Here is a 20,425-nt window from a genome sequence, read left to right on the forward strand (position 1 = left end):
ACATGCTTTCACGCGTCGCAGAACGGCTTTACTGGATGGCCCGCTATATCGAGCGGACCGAAAACACGGCCCGCATGGTCACCGCCTTCAATCATCTGGCCCTGGACATGCCCTATCAAACCCGGGTCTCCTGGGCGGGGCTGGTATCCATCACGGGTAGCGAGGCGGTGTTCGAGGACCGTTACTCCGAGTACAACGAGGCCAATGTGGTCAAGTTTCTCCTGGGGGACCCGGCCAACCCGGGGTCGATCCTCAATGCCCTGAACAGCGCCCGCGAGAATGTGCGGACCACGCGGGATCGGGTGCCCACCGAGGTCTGGGAGACAGTGAACGAACTGCACCTCTACGCCCGCTTCAACCTGGATGCGGGAGAGGGTAAGCGGGGGCGTTATCGTTACCTGTCTCAGATCCGCAGCCGCTGCCAGCAGATCACCGGGATGCTGGCGGGCACCATGAGCCACGACCATGCCTATGATCTGATCAAGGCAGGGCGCAATCTGGAACGGGCGGATATGACATCACGCCTGTTGGATGTGGGGGCAGTGGGCTTGCTGGCCCGTGGAAAGGAGGTGGATGAGGATATCTCACCCTTTGAAGGCTTGCTGTGGATCAACATCCTCAAATCCCTGAGTGCCTTCCAGATGTACCGTCAGCATGTACGGCGGCGGATCAACGCGGCCGACGTGCTGCGTTTCCTGGTGCAGGATCCGGAGTTTCCGCGCTCCATCGGTCATGCCCTGGCGGAGGTGGAGCACAGCCTGGCCAACCTGCCTCGCAATGACATCCCCCTGCGCATGGCCATGCAGGTGAAGCGCCATGCCGTGGACTCCCAGGTGGACAAGCTGCTTGAGCCCAAGGAGTTGCATCGCTTCATCGATGACCTGCAAAAGGAGATGGCGGAACTGCATGGCCTCGTGGCGGAGACTTGGTTCCGCCTGGACAAGGCGGCCTGAGGCAGGCGCCCCCGGGGCGGGGCGCCCCGAGGGCGCTCAGCCGGTTTTCTTGGAGGGTTTGCGGGTACTGCGCCGGTTGACCGTGACCTCTGTGCCGCGGCGTTTGCTTCCACGGGCCGCTTCCCAGTCAAAGCGGGGCAGGTCACGGAAGGCGGCCTTGATGTTGTCGTCCCAGGCCCGCTTCAGGTCGGTGAGATAGGTATCGTCTGCCTCCAGGCACAGATAGTGCTCAAAGGTCAGGCTGTCGCGCTCGTAGACGATCACCTCGATGGGCGGGCCCACCGTGACGTTGGAGCGCATGGTGGAGTCGATGGACACCAGGGCGCAGCGCGCGGCGTCACCCAGGTCGCCGTCGTGGCTGACGATGCGATCCAGGATGGGTTTGCCGTACTTGCTCTCGCCGATTTGCAGGAAGCGGGTATGAGAGGATGCCGTGATGAAATTGCCCTGGGGATAGACCAGGTAGATCTCCGGTTCCTGTCCGGCGAACTGGCCGCCGATGATGAACGAGGCATCGGCCCGGAAGCCGGCCTTGGTGAGGGCCTCACCATGTTTTTCCTGCTCTTCGCGATTCACCCGGCCCAGGTACTCGGCCGCGTCGGACATGCCCCGTACGGTGTGCAGGCTTTCCTCTACATTGTCTTCGATGTCACGCTTGAGCCGGGCCAGTACGGCCTGGGTGGTGGCCAGATTGCCGGCGGTGAGCAGGACGAAGACACGGTCCTCATCCACCTCGAAGGTATGCATCTTGCTGTAGGTGCTCACCTGGTCGGCACCGGCGTTGGTGCGTGAGTCCGAGGCGAATACCAGCCCGGCGTCCATGGTGATGGCGAGGCAATAGGTCATTGAGGGATGTGGTTCCTGAGCGGCGGTAAGGCATAGTAGGAGGGGGTTGCACCGGGCGTCAATGCCGCAGGATCAATCACAGGTGCAACCGCCGTAGATGGGGATCCGGCTCCCCCGCGTCCCAGTGAGTCATGAACTGTTCACCCATGAGCCTGGATCGCCGGGGAGTGTGAAAATTGGCCACCGCCTGATAACGCAGGGCCTGAGGCTGGTGGATGAGGCCTTGGCGATCGGCAATGAGAAAGGCCTCCACCACGGAACGCCGATCCGGTTCCCCCATGCGGCGGACGTGTACGCGACTGCTCAGGCGCTGGGCCAGGTGGATGAGACGGTGGCTGGTGCCCCGAAGCGGATCGCTGTCCTGGATCAGGATGCGGATGTCCACATGGCGACTGTGACGAGCCAGTCGGGAGAGGGGTTCCACTACCGCCGGGTCATCAAAGATGGCCGGATCCAGGTGCCGGCTGGTCAGCCAGAGGCTGCGCCGGGCCTGTTCCACCATACGTTGCACGGCAAGGCGCAGGTGTTCAGGGGCGTCCAGGGTGATGTCGCTATCCGTCCGACCGAGCAGATAGTGTTCCGGGTGTTCCATCAGGGGCTGAGCGGAGGTGGCGTACATGGTGAGGGCCTCCAAACGAGAAGACCCGCGCGGGGCGGGTCTTGGACAACAGGCCCACCGGAGGCAGGCGCTGTTGCGGATCGGTCATCCGAGGCTGGATCAGCCGCGGGCAACCCAGGCAGTGCACCAGCCGTTGGCGGACACGACCTTACCGGGGAATACGGCGCAGGGGCCCCACTCTTCCTGGGTGGGGTCGTTGTACAGCAGGCAGGTGGAGCAGCTCTGACCTTCGGTTTCGGAGTTGGCGGTGTACTGCAGGGCCTGGGCCTCGGCGGATTCGGGATCCAGGCGATCGGCGGCAGCAGCGGTGGTGGTCCAGCCCAGGCCGGCCACGGGCACGGCCACCAGGCCGGCGACACCGAATTTCAGGAAGCTTCTGCGGCTGACATCTTGCTTTTTCATTCTCTTACTCCTAGCGTCTCGCGATGATATCAACGGGGCCGATGCGGGGTTCTTTGCCCCGATCATCCGGTGATCCCGATTCAGCGGGCTGGGCCCGTCTTGCTAACAGCCTTCAGTGACTGAGAAAAATCATTCCTGAAGGCCTTACCTTTATTCCGGTAAGTATCCAATAAATGGCGCCTCAGGGCTAGTCTTGATGGGAAAATCATCCTGCAGTGATTGACCCCGGGCATGGGGTCATTGGGTGGGCGTATCACTGACCCGACGGAAGAACAGCGTGACGTCCCCCAGCCGGATGCCGAACTTGCTCATCACCGCACGATTGACCAAGACGCCGTCTTCATGCATGAACATCCAGTCGTCGAAATTCACCCGCCAGATGCGGCCGCCGATGGGAAGGCGCAGGACATAGGTGAAATTGAAGGCCTGGCCGCAGAGCTTGCCTTTGGCCGCCCCCTCCACATCATCGGCGCGTCCCTCGTAATGTTGAGCGTCCAGGCGCTTGAGACGCCAGACGCGCCGGTCCTTTTCACCATCGTCATAGAGGAAGTCTTCCTCCAGTATCAGTTCATCCCCCTCGACGCGCCCCTGAATATCCACGGTGAACTGGCGGTGCACCGTGCCAAATCGATCCTGGAACAGGCCCCAGGCCTTTACCGGGCCGTCGAAATAGGCCTCCAGGTCCAGGGCGGGGGTGCGGTCTTTGAATGCCTCGATCTTCATGGCTCACCTCCAAGGTGACGGCAACGGAATCAGGCGGGGGCTTCCAGCACGGCATGCATCAGGTCCGTGTTACGGGAACGGAAGCCCGCCTCGCAGTAGGCCAGGTAGAAACGCCAGGTGCGCAAAAAGCGCTCGTCATAGGCGCCCAGGGAGAGGATCGCAGCGGATTGTTCCTGCACCCGCTGGTACCACCGGTCCAGGGTGCGTGCGTAGGCCTCCCCATAAAACTCACTGTGGCGCAGGCGCAGACCAGCCTTGCTCGCGCATTCCCCGAAGACCTCCACCGTGGGCAGCATGCCGCCGGGGAAGATGTACAACTGGATGAAATCCGCGGCCCGGCGGTAATAGCTAAAGGCGCCTTCATCAATGGTGATCACCTGTACGGCAGCGCGCCCACCGGGTTTCAGGCTTTTATGCACTGTCTCGAACCAGGTGGGCCACCAGCGTTCGCCCACGGCCTCGAACATCTCGATGGACACCACATGGTCGAATTGTCCGTCCACGTCCCGGTAGTCCTGCAGGCGCAGGTCAACCTGGTCGGCCAGGCCTGCGGCCTCCAGGCGTGCCTGCGCGTAGTCCAGTTGTTCGCGGGAGAGGGTCACGCCGGTGACCCGGTAGCCCTGGCGGGCGGCGTATTCGGCAAAGCCGCCCCAGCCGCAGCCGATTTCCAGGATGTGCGCGCCAGGCGCGGCATCCAGGTGCTCCAGCAGGCGGGCATACTTGCGCTGCTGGGCGGCCTCCAGGGGCTCATCCTCCTGATCCAGCAGGGCGCAGGAGTAGGTCATGGTTTCGTCCAGCCACAGGCGGTAAAAGTCGTTCCCCAGGTCGTAGTGGAACGAGATGTTGCGGCGGCTGCCATCGCGGCTGTTGGCACGGAACCGGTGGCGCATGAAATCCGCCACGCGCGACCAGAAGGCGCTGTAAACCAGGCTGCGGATGTATTCCTGATTGACCGACCCCATGGTCAGCAGGGCCTGCAGATCCGGTGTGTCCCAGTCCCCCACCATGTAGCCCTCGCCCAGGCCCACCAGGCCCCGGGACAGCAGGCGCCGCACCAGTACACCCGGACGGTGGATCCGGAGGGTGCCCCGGCCTCCAGGGTGGGTGCCCTGCACCCGGTGCTCGCTGCCATCGGGGCCGATGATCAGCAACTCCCCCGAGTGCAGGCCCTGCAGCCGGCGAAGCAGAAACCGCATGGCCAGTCCGCCGGTGCGGGCGCCCAGGGTACTGCGGGTCTGGGTGGGTGTCTGTTCCAGGGACATCAGTTCATTTCCTCTGAGGATGAGCTGGGCTTGCTGTAGTAACGCCCGCCGCGCCACCAGATCTTCAGGGCCTGCCAGTGGATGCCAAGGATCACCTTGAAGGTCATCAGGGGCATGGCCGCCACGGCCTTGAGCAGTTCCCGGTCGGTGAGCGGGCGCGCCTGCCCTGTCTGGCTGGCGGCCAGCATGAGTTGCGACTGCTGGTATTCATGGATGAGAACGCTCAGACCCTGTCCGGGTTCCGATAGCCGGAACTGGTAGCGTGCATCCATCTCGATGAAGGGGGAAACGTAGAACAGCTTGTCCTGGTTGGCCCGCACCGGCCAGGCCAAGGGCTGACCGTCGTTGTGCAGCACATAGTGATGGCAATCCCCCAGTGTATTGCTCACCTCGCAGATGATGGCGCGCGGGCTGCCGTCCCGGTGCAGGCAGTACCAGAGGCTCAGGGGGTTGAACACATAGCCCAGTACACGGGGGAAGGCCAGCAGGAAGATGCGCCCCCCCTCCAGGTCCACTCCCTTCCGGGCCAGTTCAGCATCTGCCCAGGGGCGGAGTGGCGTGCCATCACGGGCACCATGGTCGCGATCATCCAGGCTCAGGAGGTTGAAGCGGTTGACCGAGAAGATCCGCAGGCGCCGATCCAGGGCATCCATCTGATCCACGTCCACCACCAGGCTGAAAACCCGATAGATGAAGCGATAGTCCACTGGGAAAAGGCGCCGATGCATGACCCGGGTTCGGTAGAGGCGCCCATCAACGATGTCCATCAGACCCGAGGGGGTGCCAGAGTCTTCGTCGGACGCGTTCATGATGCCTCCGTGCCGACCACGCCGGAAGGTTGCGTTGCCTCGGCGCCAGCCGTTTCGCGGGGAATGCTCCAGGGCGGAGAGACACCCAAACGTCCGGCCACCTGAATGGCCGATCGCAGGCCGTCCTCGTGGAAGCCGTATCCCGTCCAGGCGCCGCAGAAGAAGATCCGGTCGGCCCCCTGCAGGTCGGGGAGCTGCTTCTGGGCCTCCATGGCGCGCTGGTCGAACACCGGGTGGTGGTAGCTGATCTCCCGGATGATGGTGTCTTCCCGCGGCTCAATCAGTGGGTTGAGGCTCACCAGGTAGTCCCGGGATTCCTCCAGGGCCTGCAGGCGATTCATCCAGTAGGTCACCGAGACGGCGTTGGCTGGCGTATCGGCGGAGCGCTGCCGGGCCATGTAGTTCCAGGAGGACCAGACACGCTTCAGGCGCGGCATCAGGCGGGTATCGGTGTGCAGCAGTGTCCGGTTGGGCTGGTAGGTGAAGCATTGCAGTATGCGGGATTCCGCTTCGGTCGGATCCTCCAGCATGCCCAGCACCTCATCGGCATGGCAGCCGAAAACCACCTTGTCAAACCGATGTTCGCCCCTGTCATCGGTGATCACCCGTATCTGTGCCTCCTGACGCTGCACGGCCACGACCCGTCGACGCACGTGCACATCGTCGGGCAGGGCCTTGAGCATCTCCCGGACATACTGTCGGCTCCCGCCTTTCACCGTATGCCACTGGGGGCGGTCGGCCAGATCCAGAAGCCCGTGGTTGGAAAAGAAATTGAGGAAGGATTCCAGCGGGAAATCCAGCATGCGATGGGTGGGGCAGGACCAGATCGCCGCGGCCATGGGCAGCAGATAGTCATCACGGAAACCCGGGCCGTACCGCTCCTGAATCAGATAGCCACCCAAGGTCACCTGGGGCACGCTGCCGTGCTGAAGCAGGGCCTTGCCGGTGCGGTTGAACCGGACGATGTCACGCAGCATGCGCAGGAAGCGAGGCTTGAACAGATTGCGCCGCTGGGCAAACAGGGTGTTCAGGTCCGAGCCTGCGTACTCCAGCCGACCTTCGCCCACGGAGGCCGAGAAGGACATGTCCGTGGGTTGGGATTCAATGCCCAGATGGGCAAACAGGGCCTTGAGGTGAGGGTAGTTGCGGTGATTGAACACCATGAATCCGGTATCCACACCCCGGGGCCCCTGATCCCCGGGGACATCGACGGTATGGGTGTGGCCGCCGATGTAATCATTCTTCTCGAATACTGTCACATCATGTTGTGGTGACAGCAGCCAGGCGCTGGCCAATCCCGAGATCCCTGCGCCGATGATGGCGATACGTTCGCGAGCCATGTCATTCCCCTGGTCCTGAAAAAGGATTCTTATACATTAACTGTACAAGCTTTGATTTTTGTTGTACAAGGTTTTCGAGGGTGGTTCCGCAGACCGTGACCATACGATGGTGGCAAGACCCGGTACAAGGGTTGAGCACCGGTGATCGCGTCAACCCAGAGCACAGGGCGATGCCCGATGCCTGGGCAATGGGAACATGCACCGAGAATACATACATGCTGTCACCTGCACGGGGAAAAGGCCATGACAAAGACTGTCGCGAAGATTGCCGGAGGCGAAGATCCGGTGGAAGCTGATGCATCCCTGTCGGCCGATGAACTTGCCGAACACTATCGCCTGATCCTTGCGGGCTTGGGGGAGGATCCGGGGCGCGAAGGGCTCAAGGGCACACCGCTCAGGGCTGCCAAGGCGATGCAATATCTCACCAGTGGCTATCATCAGTCCCTCGACGAGTTGGTGAACGGGGCGCTGTTCACGTCGGACAGCGACGAGATGGTGCTGGTCAAGGACATCGAGCTCTATTCCATCTGCGAACATCATCTGTTGCCGATCATCGGCAAGTGTCATGTGGCCTATATCCCCGATGGCAAGGTGATCGGTCTGTCCAAGATCGCCCGCATCGTGGACATGTTTGCCCGGCGCCTGCAGATTCAGGAGAGCCTGACCCGCGAGATTGCCCAGGCGGTGATGGACGTCACCGGCGCGCGGGGGGTCGGCGTGGTGGCCGAGGCCCGCCACATGTGCATGATGATGCGCGGCGTGGAAAAGCAGAACTCCGCCATGCTCACCTCGGTGATGCTGGGTAACTTCCGTGATGATGCCCGTACCCGAGCGGAGTTCCTGGACCTGATCCGCCGCGACCGTTGAAGAGGTTTGCCGTCCTGTCCCTGGATTCGGACGTAGCAAGGGAGCGTATTGATGAGCACTGCCCTGATCTGGTTCAGACGTGACCTGCGGCTGGCCGATAATCCCGCTCTGTGTGCGGCCCTGGAGCAGGCGGAGCGCGTTGTGCCGGTCTATATTCACGCCCGGGACGAGGAGGGCGATTGGGCGCCGGGTGAGGCCTCGCGCTGGTGGTTGCATCACAGCCTGAAGCAACTGGGCCACGACCTTGCGGCGCTGGGAGCCCCCCTGGTGATGCGTTGCGGCCCCAGCCTGGACACACTCCAGGAGCTGCTTCGTGAGACCGGTGCCTCGCAGGTGTACTGGAATCGGCTTTATGAGCCGGACACTGTCCGCCGTGATACCCATATCAAGCAGGCCCTGCAGGCACAGGGGGTGCAGGTGCGCAGTTTCAATGCTGCGCTGCTGCTGGAGCCATGGGTGGTGCAGAACCGCTCCGGGGAGCCCTATCGGGTGTTCACCCCCTACTGGAAAGCCTGTCAGGCCCAGGGCGCCCTGGACGTGAGTTTGCAGCCCCGGCCCGGGCCAGGGGTGCTGACTGCCGAGGGGAGTCGCAGCGACCCTCTCGAAAGCCTGGGGTTGTTGCCCCTCATTCCCTGGGATGCGGGGCTGGCAAAGGCCTGGACACCAGGGGAGGAGGGGGCTCACACGGCGCTGGAGGCCTTCCTGGACCGTGCCCTGGCCGATTATGGGGAGGCCCGCAATCTTCCCGACCGGTTGGGCACCTCCCATCTCTCACCGCATCTGCACTTTGGCGAGATCAGCCCCCGACAGGTGGTGCATGCCTGTCAGCGGGCCGTGGCCGAGGGCAGGCACTCGGGGGCGGATGCTTCGGTGAAGGGGTTTCTCGGCGAAATAGGCTGGCGGGAGTTCGGGCATCACCTGTTGTTTCATTTCCCCCACACCCCCTTGCAGCCCCTGGATGCCCGTTTCGAGGACTTCCCCTGGCCGCCGCGGGATGACGATGCTCTCAGGGCCTGGCAGCGGGGCCGTACCGGCCTGCCCATCGTGGATGCGGGGATGCGCGAGTTGTGGGCCACCGGCTGGATGCACAACCGGGTACGGATGATCACCGCCTCACTGCTCACCAAAAACCTGCTCATTCATTGGCGTGAGGGTGCCCGCTGGTTCTGGGACACCCTGGTGGACGCGGATCTGGCCAGCAACACCCTGGGTTGGCAGTGGACGGCAGGTTGCGGGGCGGATGCTGCCCCTTATTTCCGAGTCTTCAATCCGGTGCTCCAGGGTGAGCGTTTTGATCCCGGTGGGGGCTATGTGCGTCATTGGGTGCCGGAGCTCAAGGCCTTGCCGGACAAATACCTGCACAAACCCTGGCAGGCACCGGAATCGGTGTTGCGCGGTGCGGGTGTCCGGCTCGGGCGGGATTATCCGCAACCCATCGTGGATCTGGCCGCCAGTCGCCGCCAGGCCCTGGCAGCCTGGGAGACCCTGCGTCAATCCGCCTGAGGGGTGAGCAGATGTTTCTCCAGTTGCCGCGTCGCCTGCCAGGGATCACGCTCCAGGGGGATCAGGCCGGCCCCGGTCAGGGCGCGGCGATGGTGATGGGCGCTGGGGCCGGCGGCGAAAACCGGGCTGCCGATCTTTCCCGACCACGTCGGCAGGCCCCGGGTGAGCAGCTCGCGGGACAGGCGGTTTTCCCCCACCAGGGTCAGTCCCCGGGCCGGGACGTGATTCATCGTTGCCTCCAGTGTGTCCAGGGTGATGGGCCCCGCAAGCCACAACACCCGTACCCCCTGCGTGGCGGTCAGCAGGGCCAGCATGTCCATCTCCAGAGTATCGCCCTGTTCCGGGAAGGGGGCGAGCACCAGCGCCGGTCCCTGGGCGTGGCTCAGTTCGTGACGAAACCGGCATCCCAGGGTGTAGCGGGCCCAGCCCCGGAAGAAGGCCTGGGCCGCCGCCGAAAGGGTCGAGTCCCCGGCCTGATCCCCAAGCACAGTGTGGGTGGGCCAGAGCAACTGTGAGATGACCTGTTGCACCGGGAAGACCGACATGGCATCCGCATAAACCCGCTCCAGGGTGTGACTGTCGAACTGCAGAGCCGCGGCGGTCAGCCGGGAGTGGTAATCGGGCCAGGCGGCGGAAGGGCCCCGGGCGGGCGGGTTGTCCTCCAGCGTTGCCGGGTCGGGGGCGTCCAGTAGCTGGCCCACCTGGCCGATGGAGATGCCTTGCTCCAGCAGGCCGAGCACCTGGCGGATGCGGTCGATGTCCCCGGTGCTGTAGAGTCGGTGTCCCTTGGGTGTGCGCTGCGGACGGATCAGTCCATGACGCCGTTCCCAGGCGCGCAGGGTCACGGGATGCACCCCGGTCATGGAGGCCACCGTACGGATGGGGAACAGTCCATCGGTTTCGGGCGGCGAGACCTGGGCTCGGGGTGTGGGCGTCATTTCGTGATTGTACAATCGCTGTATAATTTTTGTGTAGCCTTGCAAGAGGCGGGAGGTAGCAGGCCATGGCAGAGCAGACTCGAATGGAAGGCACGGCCAACCCTACCGGGGTCGTATGGCTGGTGGGAGCCAGTACCGGCATCGGACGCGCCCTGGCCCTGCGCCTGGCAGCCGCCGGCTGGTGCGTGGCAGTCACCTCCCGCAGTCGGGATAAACTGGAGGCGCTGGCCGCCGAGGCCTCCGGATCAGGGCGCATCCAGGCGTTTCCAGGAGATGTCACTGATGATGCCGGGCTGAAGGGGCTGGTGGAGGACATCGAGGCGCAGCTAGGGGCGGTGGACATGGCCATCCTCAACCAGGGGGACTACGAACCCATGGGACTGGAGGCATTCGACCCCGCCTTGTTCAGGCGCATCGTGGAGATCAATTACCTGGGTGTGGTGAATGGACTGGCTGCGATCATGCCGCCCATGATCCAGCGTGGCCGAGGGCGAATCCTGGTCACCGCCAGTCTGGCCGGATACCGGGGCCTGCCTCGGGCTGCTCCGTATTCCGCCTCCAAGGCGGCGGTGATCAATCTGGCTGAATCCCTGCAGCCTGAGTTGGCGCAAAAGGGGGTCAGCCTGAGGCTGATCAACCCCGGTTTCGTGAAAACGCCCATGACCGACAAGAACCAGTTCAAGATGCCCTTTCTCATCGAGACCGATGCTGCGGTGGATGCCATCATGAAAGGCCTGGATCGGAAGGGTTTCGAGATCAGCTTTCCCAGGCCCTTTGCCATCATCATGAAGACTCTGCGCCTGCTGCCTTATGGTCTGTTCCTGTGGCTCACCCTGAGGATGGTGAAAGCCGATGAGGGTGAAAACTGATGAATGATGTCATGGAGTCCTGGGCACGCCGCTACGCGGGGTTTTTTACCCATCTCAAGGAGACGGACCTGAATCGGCTGGGGGAAGTCTTCGCGCCTGATGCCCGCTTCAAGGACCCTTTCAACGACGTGAGCGGGCTGGATCAGATCGAGATGGTGTTTCGCCACATGTTCCAGAACTGTCCGGCCCCGCGCTTTTACATCCACGCCTGGGCACTGAAGGACAACACCGCCTATTTCCACTGGCGCTTCACGGATCGCCAGGATGATGGCGTGGGCGGCTTGCGGCTGGATGTGGACGGCATGAGCCGGGTGCTCTTCAATGAATCCGGCCTGGTCATCACCCATGTGGATTACTGGGATGCGGCCGAATACCTCTATGAACAGATCCCGGTCCTGTCCTCCGCCATTCGGTTCGTGAAGCGCCGCATCAGCGCCTGAAACGCACCACACCTGAGGGTGCGGTGCTGCCGGTGGCGAGTGAAGGGTGAAGGTCAGAACATCAGGGCCTCGCGGACGATATCGTCCAGCAGATCTTCCACCGCCTGCAGCGCCTGTCGGGAGTTCGCGTCACCTACCATCGCGGGGCGACGATAGCCCAAATGGATCACGCCGGGGGCCTCCTCGGTCTCATAGACGGCCACCACGTAGGGGCAGAAGACAATGTTGTGCGGGTCCGCCTCCATCATGCCCCGCGACAACCCGGCGCTGCAGAATTCCAGGGCCTGGGCATCCTTGAACAAGGCTTCGCCGCCCACATCGGCGCCGGTTCGTGAGAGCATGGCGCCGATGTGGGCCACGTTGTTGATCACGATGCCCCGGTTGACGATGGCCATCTCCAGGGCCTCCCGATACCACTCGAAATCCCCTTCGATACTGTAGACGCGCAGGTGATCGGTGTCCCGATGCGGTTCCGTGGCTGGCGCAGGTGCGGCAAGGATAAGGCCCATCAGGGCGCTCAGGAGGATGAGGGTGCGTGGCATGGTGTCGACTCCTTGATCAATGGGGGATTGGATCAATGGGGGGCTTGCAACCCGGGTGAGTTCAGTCCTGCTCGTAGTAATGCCCGGCATGCAGGAAACGGCGACTCCAGTAAGGGTTGTCCAGACGCTCCGTGCTGACGCTGCGCCCACTGGAGGGGGCATGCACGAAATGGCCATCGCCGATGTAGATGCTCACGTGGCTCGGTCCCGCCCCTTTGGTACGGAAAAACAGCAGATCACCGGGCTTGAGCGAGCGGGTGGCCACCGGTTTCATGCGGCCACTCTGCTCGCGGGCGGTGCGGGGCACGGAGAGGCCCGCGTGCTGATGGGTGTACCACACCAGACCACTGCAATCGAAGCCTTCGCGGGGGGACTGGCCACCATACTGGTAGGGCGTGCCCACCTGATTCAGGGCGGCAAACACCACTCCCGCACGCTGTTCCGACAGTGAATCGGAGTTGACCGGTGGCAATGCTGTCTCGGGGCGTTCCGGCGCCGTGCTGCAGGCCATCAGGGTCATGCCGAGCGCGAAAAGGGCACCGCCCCGGAGGGTCCGGGCCATCCCTGCGGTGATCCGTCCCCTCCATTTCCATCCGGGGCTTCGGGCCGGCATCGTCATCCCCCTGGGTCGCCGGAGCTACCCGGGTCGTGAGCTGTCGATCCCAGGGCTGCTTGAACCTGCTGCAGCGGCAGCGGGGCGGAGGTGTCGATGGTGATCACCGGTTCGGCCGGCAGCAAGGGTTCATGGCTGTCCAACTGATGATTGACTACACTCATGTCCGCATCGGAGGCGTCATCGCCGGCCTGGGTACGCTCGGCGATATGGGCCCGTAACTGTTCCGGGTCCGCCCGATAGTCCAGCACCCGGAAGGGCAGTCCGCGGGTTCGGGCCAGGTCGGCAAAACGCGCCCGTTGAGCCGTCTTGAGAAAGGTGGCATCGACAATGACCGGATAGCCGGCTTCCAGCACCTCGGTGGCCAGTTCTCCCAGCCGCCCATAGGTCCTTTCCGTCAGGTCCGGTGAATACAGGCCCTGATGGGTCCCATTGCTGCGCCGCTCGGTGGGGCGAATGCCTGCCATTCGCTTGCGCTCCACATCGGAGCGCACACGGATGGCCTCAATGGCCTCCATCAGCGGCTGGCTCAGGGTGGTCTTGCCGCTGCCCGAGAAACCGTGATTGATGAACAGCGCCTTGCCACGGGATTGCGTGAAGTGCTCGGCCAGATCCAGATAGGTGTGGCATTCCTGGGTGAGCTCGTCCCGCTCATCCTCCGCCAAGGCGTCCTGGCCCAGGCGGATCACGGCCACCTTGGCCCGCACCATGGCCCGATACACTTGATAGAAGTCCAGCAGGCGCAGCCCCCGGTAGTCCCCCGTGTGTTCCAGCCAGATATTCAGGAAACGATTGGCGTGGGCCGAGGCGCCTCGGTCCTTGAGGTCCATGGTGAGGAAGGCCACTTCGCTGATGATGTCGATCCAGCGCATGAAGGGATTGAACTCGATCCCATCGAACAGCATTGGCTCGTCGTCCACCAGGGCCATGTTGCCCAGATGCATGTCTCCATGGCATTCCCGAATGAAGCCGCGCTGCTTGCGCTCCAATAACAGGGGGCGGAGCGCCTCAAACTGTGCCAGGGTCCAGGCTTCTACCCGGTCCAGTTGTGCCAGCCGGTCGGTATCGCCGAGCCGCTGGCGGATCTGGTCGACGTTTTGCTGCATGGGATGGAGAACCTTGTCCGGTTCCCCATAGTCACTCTCCGGTGGGGCCACGGCGATCCGCTCATGGAAGGTGGCCACGCGGCGCGCCAGATCCTCCATGCGTTCGATGGGCAGGTGGCCCTCGGACTGCAGGCGGTCCAGCATCAGCGACGTGTCGAAGCGCTTCATGCGCACGGCATACTCGAAGGGTGTGTCCGGGCCGTTGAAGATCGGGTCTTCAGGGCTGCCGGAGAAGGCCACCAGATCATCGTAGATCTGGGGGGCCAGACGCCGGTTCAGGCGCAGTTCCTCCTCGCAATAGAACCGGCGGCGCTCCAGTTGAGTGAAGTTCAAAAAGCCCAGATCCAGAGGCTTCTTGATCTTGTAGGCGAAGTCGCCTGCCAGTAGCACCGTGGAGATATGGGTCTCGATGTGCTCCACCTTCTCCACGGGATGGGGATACACCTGGGGCTGTTCGAGGGTGTGGATCAGCCGCTGCTGAAGGGTCCGTTGATCGGTCATGATTGTGTGATGTGGCTTCGACCGCGTGAGGGCCTGTGTGGGTATAGTGTAGTGGAACCCCAAGAATCCTACCCGATCCCAGGACCATGGCAAAACGAACCACCCGACGCACGTCGTCCAAGAAGGACAGCAAGCCCGCCTCCCGACGTGGATCGGGTCACCGCACATCCCGCAGCAAGCGCCGCAGCAGCCGCCGTTCCCGGCTGGGCCCCGTGCTGGCGTTCACCGCCCTGGTGGGGCTGGTGGCTCTGGTCGGGCTGGGAGGGTACGCGCTGCACCTGGATCAGCAGATCCGCTCCCAGTTCGAAGGCAAGCGCTGGTCACTGCCGGCTCGGGTCTTTGCCCGCCCGCTGGAGATCTATGCGGGGCTGGACCTGGACCGTGAAACCCTGGAGCAGGAGTTGCAGTGGCTGCATTACCATCCGGGGCGCGAGGGGGTGGGCCGTTATGCACGGGAGCGCGGCCACCTGATTCTCAACACCCGGGGGTTTCCTTTTGCGGATGGCTACGAGCCTCCACGTCGCGTGCGCGTGTCCTTCAATGATGGCCATGTGACCGGGCTTGAGGACCTGGAGAGTGGTGATTCTCTGCCCCTGCTGAGGATGGAACCGGCACTGATCGCCAATATCTACCCCAGCCACGGCGAAGACCGCCTGCTGGTGCAACTGGACGACGTCCCCGAGGAACTGATCCGCACCCTGCTCACGGTGGAGGACAGGAAGTTCTACGAACACCGGGGGCTGGATCCGGCAGGCATTGCCCGGGCGGCCTTGGCCAACCTGCGGGCGGGTCGCACCGTGCAGGGCGGCAGTACCCTGACCCAGCAGTTGGTGAAAAACTACTTTCTCACCCAGGATCGCAGTTGGAGGCGCAAATTCAACGAGGCCATCATGGCCCTGTTGCTGGAATGGCGCTACGACAAGGATGAAATCCTCGAGGCGTATCTCAACGAAGTCTTCCTGGGTCAGGATGGTATGCGGGCCATCCATGGGGTGGGCATGGCCAGCCAGTTTTATTTCCAGCGCCAATTGAGTGAACTGAGCACCGACGAGATAGCTCTCCTGGTGGGCATTATCCGCGGTCCCAGTTACTACGATCCGCGTCGTCGGCCCGAGCGGGCTCTGGAGCGCCGCAATCTGGTGCTCACCCTGCTGGAGTCGGAGGGCCACCTGGAGGCCGATCAGGCCCGCGAGGCACGCCAGCAACCGCTGAACGTCAGCGCCAACCCGCCTTCCGGGGTGACGCCGTTCCCGGCCTTCGTGCAACTGCTCAGGGAACAGCTGCGTCGGGATTACCGGGACGCAGACCTCCAGGAAGAGGGGTTGCTGATTTTCACCACGCTGGATCCCATCAAACAGCTGGCCGCGGAGGAGGCCCTGGTGCGTCGTCTGGCGCGTCTGGAAGCGTCCCGGGGTCTGCCCGAAGGCAGCTTGCAGGGGGCCGTGGTGGTCACTCGCCCCGACAATGGCGAGGTGCTGGCTGTGGTGGGGGATCGCCAAGTGCGCCAGGCCGGCTTCAACCGGGCCTTGCAGGCGCGTCGACCTGTGGGGTCGGTGATCAAGCCGATGGTCTATCTGGCGGCGCTGTCCCATCCACAGCGTTACTCGCTGGCCACCCTACTGGAGGACGAATCCTTCACCGTGGAACTGGATAACGGCGATCTCTGGACACCGCGCAATGCCAGCCGCGAATTCCATGGGCAGGTCACCGCCCAGGAATCCCTGGTGCGGTCCTACAATGTGGCCACTACCCGTCTGGGCATGGATCTGGGCGTGACTCGGGTAGTGGAGCAGATGCGGCGTCTGGGCATCAGGCAGGATCTGCCCGCCTATCCTTCGCTGTTACTGGGGGCGGTGGAGATGAGTCCGCTGGAGGTGACCGGTCTGTATCAGGGGCTGGCCTCCGGGGGGTATCACGTGCCCCTGCGTGCCATCCGTGAGGTGATGGATCGGGAGGGACAATTGCTGCAGCGTTATGCCCTGTCGCTGAATAAGGCGGCGGACGACAAGGCCGTCTATCTGGTGACTGCTGCGCTGCACGAGGTGACCCGCAGTGGCACCGGCCGCAGGCTGCAATCCAGTCTGCCCCCGGAACTGGCCGTGGCCGGCAAGACCGGCACCACTGGCGAGATGCGGGATGCCTGGTTTGCCGGCTACAGCGGCGATGCCCTGGCCGTGGTGTGGGTGGGCCGGGACGACAATCAGCCCATGGGGCTGACGGGCTCCAGCGGGGCCCTGCCGGTGTGGAGTGATGTGATGCAGGCGGTTTCACACCGCGGCCTGGTCCCTTCGGTTCCCGAGGGCGTGACCTGGCGTCTGATTGACCAGGACACCGGCCTGCTGGCCGAGGAGGACTGCGAAACGGCCCAGTGGATGCCGTTCATCGATGGCTCAGCCCCCACGCAGCGCTCCGAGTGCGGCGTGCAAACGCCGCCGGAGGAGGCGTCGCAGCCCGGGTGGCTATTCGGGGGTGGGCAATGATGGCCCGGGTAAGGGGGGAAGTGAGGGAATTTGCATGGTTACGCAATGCAGGCTTCCGAACTGGCGGATCAGCGCCCGGCAGTCGATGCCGATGATCTCCCGATCCGGAAACACCCCCGCCAACGCCTCCAGTGCCACCTCATCAGCGGGGTCGTTGTAGGTGGGCACCAGCACGGCCCCGTTGATGATCAGGAAATTGGCATGGGTAGCCGGCAGTCGCTGACCCTCCTCGTTGTGGATGGGGGCCGGCAAGGGCAGGGGGACCAGACGGTAAGGGTGCCCCTGGGGCGTGCGCAGGGCGGCCAGCTCCCGCGTCATGGCCAGCAATGGACCGTGATGGGGATCCTCCGGATCCTCACAGACCACATGGGCAATGGTATCCGGGTCGCACAGGCGGGCCAGCGTGTCCACATGCCCGTCGGTATCATCTCCCTCCAGGTGGCCATGCTTCAACCACAGCACCCGTTGCGCACCCAGTTCACGTCTGAGCACTGATTCCACGGCCCGGGTATCCAGCCCGGGATTGCGCGAGGGCGTCATCAGGCAGCCGTGGGTGGTCAGTAAGGTCCCCAGACCATCGGACTCGATGGCCCCCCCCTCCAGGACGAAATCCACCGGGCGCAGCGCCCGCTCGCCAAAGACCCCCTGGTCGTGCAGGCATGCGGTGATGCGATTGTCCGCCTCCGCGGGATATTTCCCCCCCCAACCATTGAAGGTGAAATCGAGCATGACGGGGACGCCGTTCTCCAGGATGGTCAGGGGACCATGATCCCGGGCCCAGGTGTCATTGCCCGGGGCCAGGGCCGTGGTCACCCGCCCCATGTCCACCTGGGACTGCGCCAACTGGCCACACACGTGGATTTCGTGGTCCTCGTCCCGGCAGGCCACGATAAGGGACTCGCGGCGGGTCACCTCCCGGGCAATGCGCACGAACACATCCTCGGCCTCGGGCAGGATGGAGGCCCAGTCGGAATCGCCATGGGGCCAGGTGAGCATCACGCCATCCTGCGGCGCCCATTCGGGGGGGAGGGTGTGTTTCATCGGGATGTTCGGGGGAAGGGGTTTTAGCGTCGCGGCAGCGCGACGCGCTTGGCATCCACCACGGTGTGAATGACGTGACGGCCCTCAAAGATCACGGAGAAGCCTTCATAATCCCACCGGGTGATGGGCGGTTCGCCCACCGTGGGGTGGCGACTGAGGGGTTCACCGAAGCGCTGCACCACGGTGCGCTGATGCATGCCACGCACCGGCTGCTCGGGCTTTTCCACCACTTGGGGATCACCGCTGGGCAGCATCAGGATATCCGCCGATGCCGCGGGCACCAGGCACAAGGCAAGGACAAGACCCGTGCAGGAGGCGGACACTCTGGACATCATGGACTCCAGCGGTAGGGGGTGGCCTCAATATAGCACTGGCTCTGAGGGGAGAAAACCACGCCGAGGACTTGAAAACGCCTCACTCAGCCCTTCGCCCCCTTCACAAGGGCAACGGCTCGAGTCGCTTTTGCCCTTGTGAAGGGGGTGGGGCGGGATATTCGGCGGTATCATGCCCAGCCGCCTAACCGGAGTTGCCCATGATCCTGCCTGACCCCCTGATCCCTGGCACCCTGCAAAGACGCTACAAGCGCTTCCTCGCTGATGTCACACTCGACGATGGTCAGACCATCACCGCTCACTGTCCCAACACCGGCTCCATGATGGGCTGCATGGCCCCGGGTTCCCGGGTCTGGCTCAGCCACAGTGACGACCCCAAACGCAAATATCCCCACACCTGGGAACTGGTCGAGGCCGGGGAGGGCGTCCTGGTCGGCATCCACACCGGCCGCAGCAATGCCCTGGTGGAAGAGGCCATCCGCAACGGTGAATTGCCCACCCTGGCCGACCCCACCGAACTGCGCCGAGAGGTCCGCTACGGCCGCCTCCGCAGCCGCATCGACCTGTTGCTCACCCTGGATGACACCCCCTGTTATGTGGAAGTGAAGAACGTCACGGCGGCCGTGGACAACGGCGTCGCCATCTTTCCCGACGCCGTCTCCACCCGGGGCACCCGTCACCTGCAGGAGCTGATGGCCATGATTGAGGACGGACACCGGGCCGCCCTGGTCTTCTGCGTGCAGCGGGAGGATGTCACCCGCGTACGCCCCGCCGACGAGATCGACCCGGACTACGGCCACTGGCTGCGCCGCGCCGCCCAGGCCGGCGTGGAGATCCTGGCCCTGGGTGCCCGGGTGTCGACCCGGGATATCACACTGCACCGGGCCCTGCCGGTGGATCTGGGGTGAGGGAAGGGCGGTCCACGTCCCCAAACCAACCCCCCCCCGTATCCATCCCACACAACCTGTGATTTAATCCCGTCATGTTCCGACCCCTGGAAATCTTCATCGGCCTGCGCTACACCCGCGCCAAACGCCGCAACCACTTCATCTCCTTCATCTCCCTGATCTCCATGCTGGGGATCGCCCTGGGCGTGACGGCGCTGATTACCGTGCTCTCGGTGATGAACGGGTTCGAAAAGGAGTTGCGCGAACGCATCCTGGGCATGGCCTCCCATGCCACCATCGCCGAATTCGGTGGCCAACTGCGCAACTGGGAATCTGTGATGGCCCAGGCGGAAGAGGCTGACAGGGTGGTGGGCGTGGCACCCTATGTGGAGGGCGAGGGCATGTTCTCCAGTGGCCGTCAGGTCAGTGGCGCCATGGTGCGAGGGGTCATACCCGATCTGGAGGCACGCGTCTCCCAGGTGGGTGAACACATCATCTTCGGTAGCATGAACGACCTACGGGGCCGCGGCTTTGGCGTCGTGCTGGGCAAGGAGCTGGCCCTGGCCCTGGGCGTGGGGCTGGGCGACCGGGTCACCCTGATCACCCCCCAGGCCGCCGTCACCCCCGTGGGGGTGCTGCCCAGAATGCGTCGGATGAACGTGGTGGGCATCTTCGAAGTGGGCATGTACGAATACGATCGCAGCACCGCCTTCATCCACCTGGACGATGCCCGGCAGATCTATCAGACCGACGACGCCATCTCGGGCCTGCGGCTCAAACTGGATGACATGATGCGCGCCCCCACCATCGCCCGCCAAGTGGCCGCTGAACTGGACGGGCGCTTCTGGGTGAATGATTGGACACGCCAGCATGCCAACTTCTTCCGCGCCGTGCAGACGGAAAAGACCGTCATGTTCATCATCCTGTCCCTGATCGTGGCCGTGGCCGCCTTCAACATCGTCTCCACCCTGGTGATGGTGGTCATCGACAAACAGGCCGACATCGCCATCCTGCGTACGCTCGGCCTTTCACCCCGATCCGTGATGGGCGTGTTCATGGTGCAGGGCACCGTCATCGGCGTGGTGGGCACGCTGCTGGGTGTGGCGGGTGGCATCACTCTGGCCCTCAACGTGGAAACCATCGTCCCGGCCATCGAATCCCTGCTGGGGCGGCAGTTCCTCTCCCCGGACGTGTACTACATTTCCGACCTGCCCTCCGAACTCAACCTCCGGGATGTGGCCCGCATCGGCTCGCTGGCCTTCGTGCTCACCGTGCTGGCCACCCTGTACCCGGCCTGGCGCGCCTCCCGCACCCAGCCGGCCGAAGCCCTTCGCTACGAGTAACAAGAGACC

General features: G+C 63.8%; 21 protein-coding genes. 8 read left to right on the plus strand and 13 right to left on the minus strand.

The annotated features are described in order from the left end of the window. Positions 1-2 precede the first annotated feature (2 nt). On the plus strand, positions 3-953 hold the full coding sequence (locus BMY52_RS00485) for an alpha-E domain-containing protein (RefSeq protein WP_090249511.1): 951 nt from the start codon (positions 3-5) through the stop codon (positions 951-953). Between the two features lie 36 nt (positions 954-989). Here the strand turns inward: BMY52_RS00485 and BMY52_RS00490 are convergent, their stop codons facing one another. From BMY52_RS00490 to BMY52_RS00520, 7 genes are all read right to left on the minus strand, one after another. Then, positions 990-1,799, minus strand: a complete 810-nt coding sequence (locus tag BMY52_RS00490; protein WP_090249514.1) for a proteasome-type protease — start codon at positions 1,797-1,799, stop codon at positions 990-992. A gap of 76 nt (positions 1,800-1,875) precedes the next feature. Further along, entirely contained in the window at positions 1,876-2,418 is a 543-nt protein-coding gene (locus tag BMY52_RS00495; protein ID WP_143050388.1) for a DUF7931 domain-containing protein, read from the minus strand. Between the two features lie 99 nt (positions 2,419-2,517). Beyond that, positions 2,518-2,820 (minus strand): high-potential iron-sulfur protein, encoded by a 303-nt coding sequence (locus BMY52_RS00500; RefSeq protein ID WP_090249520.1) that lies wholly within the window; start codon positions 2,818-2,820, stop codon positions 2,518-2,520. A gap of 237 nt (positions 2,821-3,057) precedes the next feature. Beyond that, positions 3,058-3,543 carry a DUF3833 domain-containing protein gene (locus BMY52_RS00505; RefSeq protein ID WP_090249523.1) on the minus strand — a complete coding sequence of 162 codons (486 nt, stop codon included), beginning with the start codon at positions 3,541-3,543 and terminating at the stop codon, positions 3,058-3,060. A gap of 29 nt (positions 3,544-3,572) precedes the next feature. Then, on the minus strand, positions 3,573-4,805 hold the full coding sequence (locus BMY52_RS00510; RefSeq protein ID WP_090249526.1) for an SAM-dependent methyltransferase: 1,233 nt from the start codon (positions 4,803-4,805) through the stop codon (positions 3,573-3,575). Continuing rightward, a complete protein-coding gene (locus BMY52_RS00515; protein ID WP_425429212.1) occupies positions 4,805-5,614 on the minus strand; it encodes a DUF1365 domain-containing protein in 810 nt (269 codons plus the stop codon). The genes BMY52_RS00510 and BMY52_RS00515 overlap by 1 nt, the downstream gene beginning before the upstream one ends. Beyond that, on the minus strand, positions 5,611-6,954 hold the full coding sequence (locus tag BMY52_RS00520) for an NAD(P)/FAD-dependent oxidoreductase (protein WP_090249531.1): 1,344 nt from the start codon (positions 6,952-6,954) through the stop codon (positions 5,611-5,613). The genes BMY52_RS00515 and BMY52_RS00520 overlap by 4 nt, the downstream gene beginning before the upstream one ends. Positions 6,955-7,197: 243 nt before the next feature. On the opposite strand from BMY52_RS00520, the gene folE reads away from it, so the two are divergent. Then, positions 7,198-7,821, plus strand: a complete 624-nt coding sequence (folE, locus tag BMY52_RS00525; RefSeq protein WP_090249534.1) for a GTP cyclohydrolase I FolE — start codon at positions 7,198-7,200, stop codon at positions 7,819-7,821. 51 nt (positions 7,822-7,872) lie between these two features. Continuing rightward, positions 7,873-9,324, plus strand: coding sequence for a cryptochrome/photolyase family protein (locus BMY52_RS00530; protein WP_090249537.1), 1,452 nt, complete (start codon positions 7,873-7,875; stop codon positions 9,322-9,324). Here the strand turns inward: BMY52_RS00530 and BMY52_RS00535 are convergent. Next, on the minus strand, positions 9,312-10,262 hold the full coding sequence (locus BMY52_RS00535) for a MerR family transcriptional regulator (protein WP_090249540.1): 951 nt from the start codon (positions 10,260-10,262) through the stop codon (positions 9,312-9,314). The genes BMY52_RS00530 and BMY52_RS00535 overlap by 13 nt on opposite strands. Before the next feature lie 65 nt (positions 10,263-10,327). Here BMY52_RS00535 and BMY52_RS00540 point away from each other — a divergent pair, with 65 nt between their 5' ends. Together BMY52_RS00540 and BMY52_RS00545 are read left to right on the plus strand one after the other, a co-directional pair. Then, positions 10,328-11,131, plus strand: coding sequence for an SDR family NAD(P)-dependent oxidoreductase (locus BMY52_RS00540; RefSeq protein WP_245740449.1), 804 nt, complete (start codon positions 10,328-10,330; stop codon positions 11,129-11,131). After that, complete coding sequence (locus tag BMY52_RS00545) at positions 11,131-11,571, plus strand: nuclear transport factor 2 family protein (protein ID WP_238626596.1); 441 nt, start codon at positions 11,131-11,133, stop codon at positions 11,569-11,571. The genes BMY52_RS00540 and BMY52_RS00545 overlap by 1 nt, the downstream gene beginning before the upstream one ends. Before the next feature lie 53 nt (positions 11,572-11,624). On the opposite strand, the gene BMY52_RS00550 is transcribed toward BMY52_RS00545, so the two are convergent. From BMY52_RS00550 to BMY52_RS00560, 3 genes are all read right to left on the minus strand, one after another. After that, on the minus strand, positions 11,625-12,113 hold the full coding sequence (locus tag BMY52_RS00550) for a DUF302 domain-containing protein (protein ID WP_090249546.1): 489 nt from the start codon (positions 12,111-12,113) through the stop codon (positions 11,625-11,627). Between the two features lie 61 nt (positions 12,114-12,174). Beyond that, complete coding sequence (locus BMY52_RS00555) at positions 12,175-12,675, minus strand: C40 family peptidase (protein WP_090249548.1); 501 nt, start codon at positions 12,673-12,675, stop codon at positions 12,175-12,177. Positions 12,676-12,728: 53 nt separating this feature from the next. After that, on the minus strand, positions 12,729-14,333 hold the full coding sequence (locus BMY52_RS00560) for a bifunctional aminoglycoside phosphotransferase/ATP-binding protein (RefSeq protein ID WP_090249550.1): 1,605 nt from the start codon (positions 14,331-14,333) through the stop codon (positions 12,729-12,731). Between the two features lie 86 nt (positions 14,334-14,419). Here BMY52_RS00560 and mrcB point away from each other — a divergent pair, with 86 nt between their 5' ends. Beyond that, entirely contained in the window at positions 14,420-16,813 is a 2,394-nt protein-coding gene (mrcB, locus tag BMY52_RS00565; RefSeq protein ID WP_090249553.1) for a penicillin-binding protein 1B, read from the plus strand. On the opposite strand, the gene BMY52_RS00570 is transcribed toward mrcB, so the two are convergent. Then, positions 16,793-17,854 carry an agmatine deiminase family protein gene (locus BMY52_RS00570; RefSeq protein WP_090249557.1) on the minus strand — a complete coding sequence of 354 codons (1,062 nt, stop codon included), beginning with the start codon at positions 17,852-17,854 and terminating at the stop codon, positions 16,793-16,795. The genes mrcB and BMY52_RS00570 overlap by 21 nt on opposite strands. Before the next feature lie 23 nt (positions 17,855-17,877). Continuing rightward, positions 17,878-18,186, minus strand: a complete 309-nt coding sequence (locus BMY52_RS00575; RefSeq protein WP_090249559.1) for a hypothetical protein — start codon at positions 18,184-18,186, stop codon at positions 17,878-17,880. Positions 18,187-18,386: 200 nt separating this feature from the next. Here BMY52_RS00575 and sfsA point away from each other — a divergent pair, with 200 nt between their 5' ends. Then, a complete protein-coding gene (sfsA, locus tag BMY52_RS00580) occupies positions 18,387-19,094 on the plus strand; it encodes a DNA/RNA nuclease SfsA (protein WP_090249561.1) in 708 nt (235 codons plus the stop codon). A gap of 74 nt (positions 19,095-19,168) precedes the next feature. Next, on the plus strand, positions 19,169-20,416 hold the full coding sequence (locus BMY52_RS00585; protein WP_090249564.1) for a lipoprotein-releasing ABC transporter permease subunit: 1,248 nt from the start codon (positions 19,169-19,171) through the stop codon (positions 20,414-20,416). The last annotated feature ends 9 nt before the right edge of the window (positions 20,417-20,425 follow it).

It is taken from the genome of Ectothiorhodospira marina (assembly GCF_900109495.1).
Classification (GTDB): Bacteria; Pseudomonadota; Gammaproteobacteria; order Ectothiorhodospirales; family Ectothiorhodospiraceae; genus Ectothiorhodospira; species Ectothiorhodospira marina.

Excerpts from the sequence above, each read along its gene's own strand:
- BMY52_RS00485 (WP_090249511.1), top strand. The coding sequence starts at position 3 with ATGCTTTCACGCGTCGCAGAACGGCTTTACTGGATGGCCCGCTATATC.
- BMY52_RS00490 (WP_090249514.1), bottom strand. The coding sequence starts at position 1,799 with ATGACCTATTGCCTCGCCATCACCATGGACGCCGGGCTGGTATTCGCC.
- BMY52_RS00495 (WP_143050388.1), bottom strand. The coding sequence starts at position 2,418 with ATGTACGCCACCTCCGCTCAGCCCCTGATGGAACACCCGGAACACTAT.
- BMY52_RS00500 (WP_090249520.1), bottom strand. The coding sequence starts at position 2,820 with ATGAAAAAGCAAGATGTCAGCCGCAGAAGCTTCCTGAAATTCGGTGTC.
- BMY52_RS00505 (WP_090249523.1), bottom strand. The coding sequence starts at position 3,543 with ATGAAGATCGAGGCATTCAAAGACCGCACCCCCGCCCTGGACCTGGAG.
- BMY52_RS00510 (WP_090249526.1), bottom strand. The coding sequence starts at position 4,805 with ATGTCCCTGGAACAGACACCCACCCAGACCCGCAGTACCCTGGGCGCC.
- BMY52_RS00515 (WP_425429212.1), bottom strand. The coding sequence starts at position 5,614 with ATGAACGCGTCCGACGAAGACTCTGGCACCCCCTCGGGTCTGATGGAC.
- BMY52_RS00520 (WP_090249531.1), bottom strand. The coding sequence starts at position 6,954 with ATGGCTCGCGAACGTATCGCCATCATCGGCGCAGGGATCTCGGGATTG.
- folE (WP_090249534.1), top strand. The coding sequence starts at position 7,198 with ATGACAAAGACTGTCGCGAAGATTGCCGGAGGCGAAGATCCGGTGGAA.
- BMY52_RS00530 (WP_090249537.1), top strand. The coding sequence starts at position 7,873 with ATGAGCACTGCCCTGATCTGGTTCAGACGTGACCTGCGGCTGGCCGAT.
- BMY52_RS00535 (WP_090249540.1), bottom strand. The coding sequence starts at position 10,262 with ATGACGCCCACACCCCGAGCCCAGGTCTCGCCGCCCGAAACCGATGGA.
- BMY52_RS00540 (WP_245740449.1), top strand. The coding sequence starts at position 10,328 with ATGGCAGAGCAGACTCGAATGGAAGGCACGGCCAACCCTACCGGGGTC.
- BMY52_RS00545 (WP_238626596.1), top strand. The coding sequence starts at position 11,131 with ATGAATGATGTCATGGAGTCCTGGGCACGCCGCTACGCGGGGTTTTTT.
- BMY52_RS00550 (WP_090249546.1), bottom strand. The coding sequence starts at position 12,113 with ATGCCACGCACCCTCATCCTCCTGAGCGCCCTGATGGGCCTTATCCTT.
- BMY52_RS00555 (WP_090249548.1), bottom strand. The coding sequence starts at position 12,675 with ATGGCCCGGACCCTCCGGGGCGGTGCCCTTTTCGCGCTCGGCATGACC.
- BMY52_RS00560 (WP_090249550.1), bottom strand. The coding sequence starts at position 14,333 with ATGACCGATCAACGGACCCTTCAGCAGCGGCTGATCCACACCCTCGAA.
- mrcB (WP_090249553.1), top strand. The coding sequence starts at position 14,420 with ATGGCAAAACGAACCACCCGACGCACGTCGTCCAAGAAGGACAGCAAG.
- BMY52_RS00570 (WP_090249557.1), bottom strand. The coding sequence starts at position 17,854 with ATGAAACACACCCTCCCCCCCGAATGGGCGCCGCAGGATGGCGTGATG.
- BMY52_RS00575 (WP_090249559.1), bottom strand. The coding sequence starts at position 18,186 with ATGTCCAGAGTGTCCGCCTCCTGCACGGGTCTTGTCCTTGCCTTGTGC.
- sfsA (WP_090249561.1), top strand. The coding sequence starts at position 18,387 with ATGATCCTGCCTGACCCCCTGATCCCTGGCACCCTGCAAAGACGCTAC.
- BMY52_RS00585 (WP_090249564.1), top strand. The coding sequence starts at position 19,169 with ATGTTCCGACCCCTGGAAATCTTCATCGGCCTGCGCTACACCCGCGCC.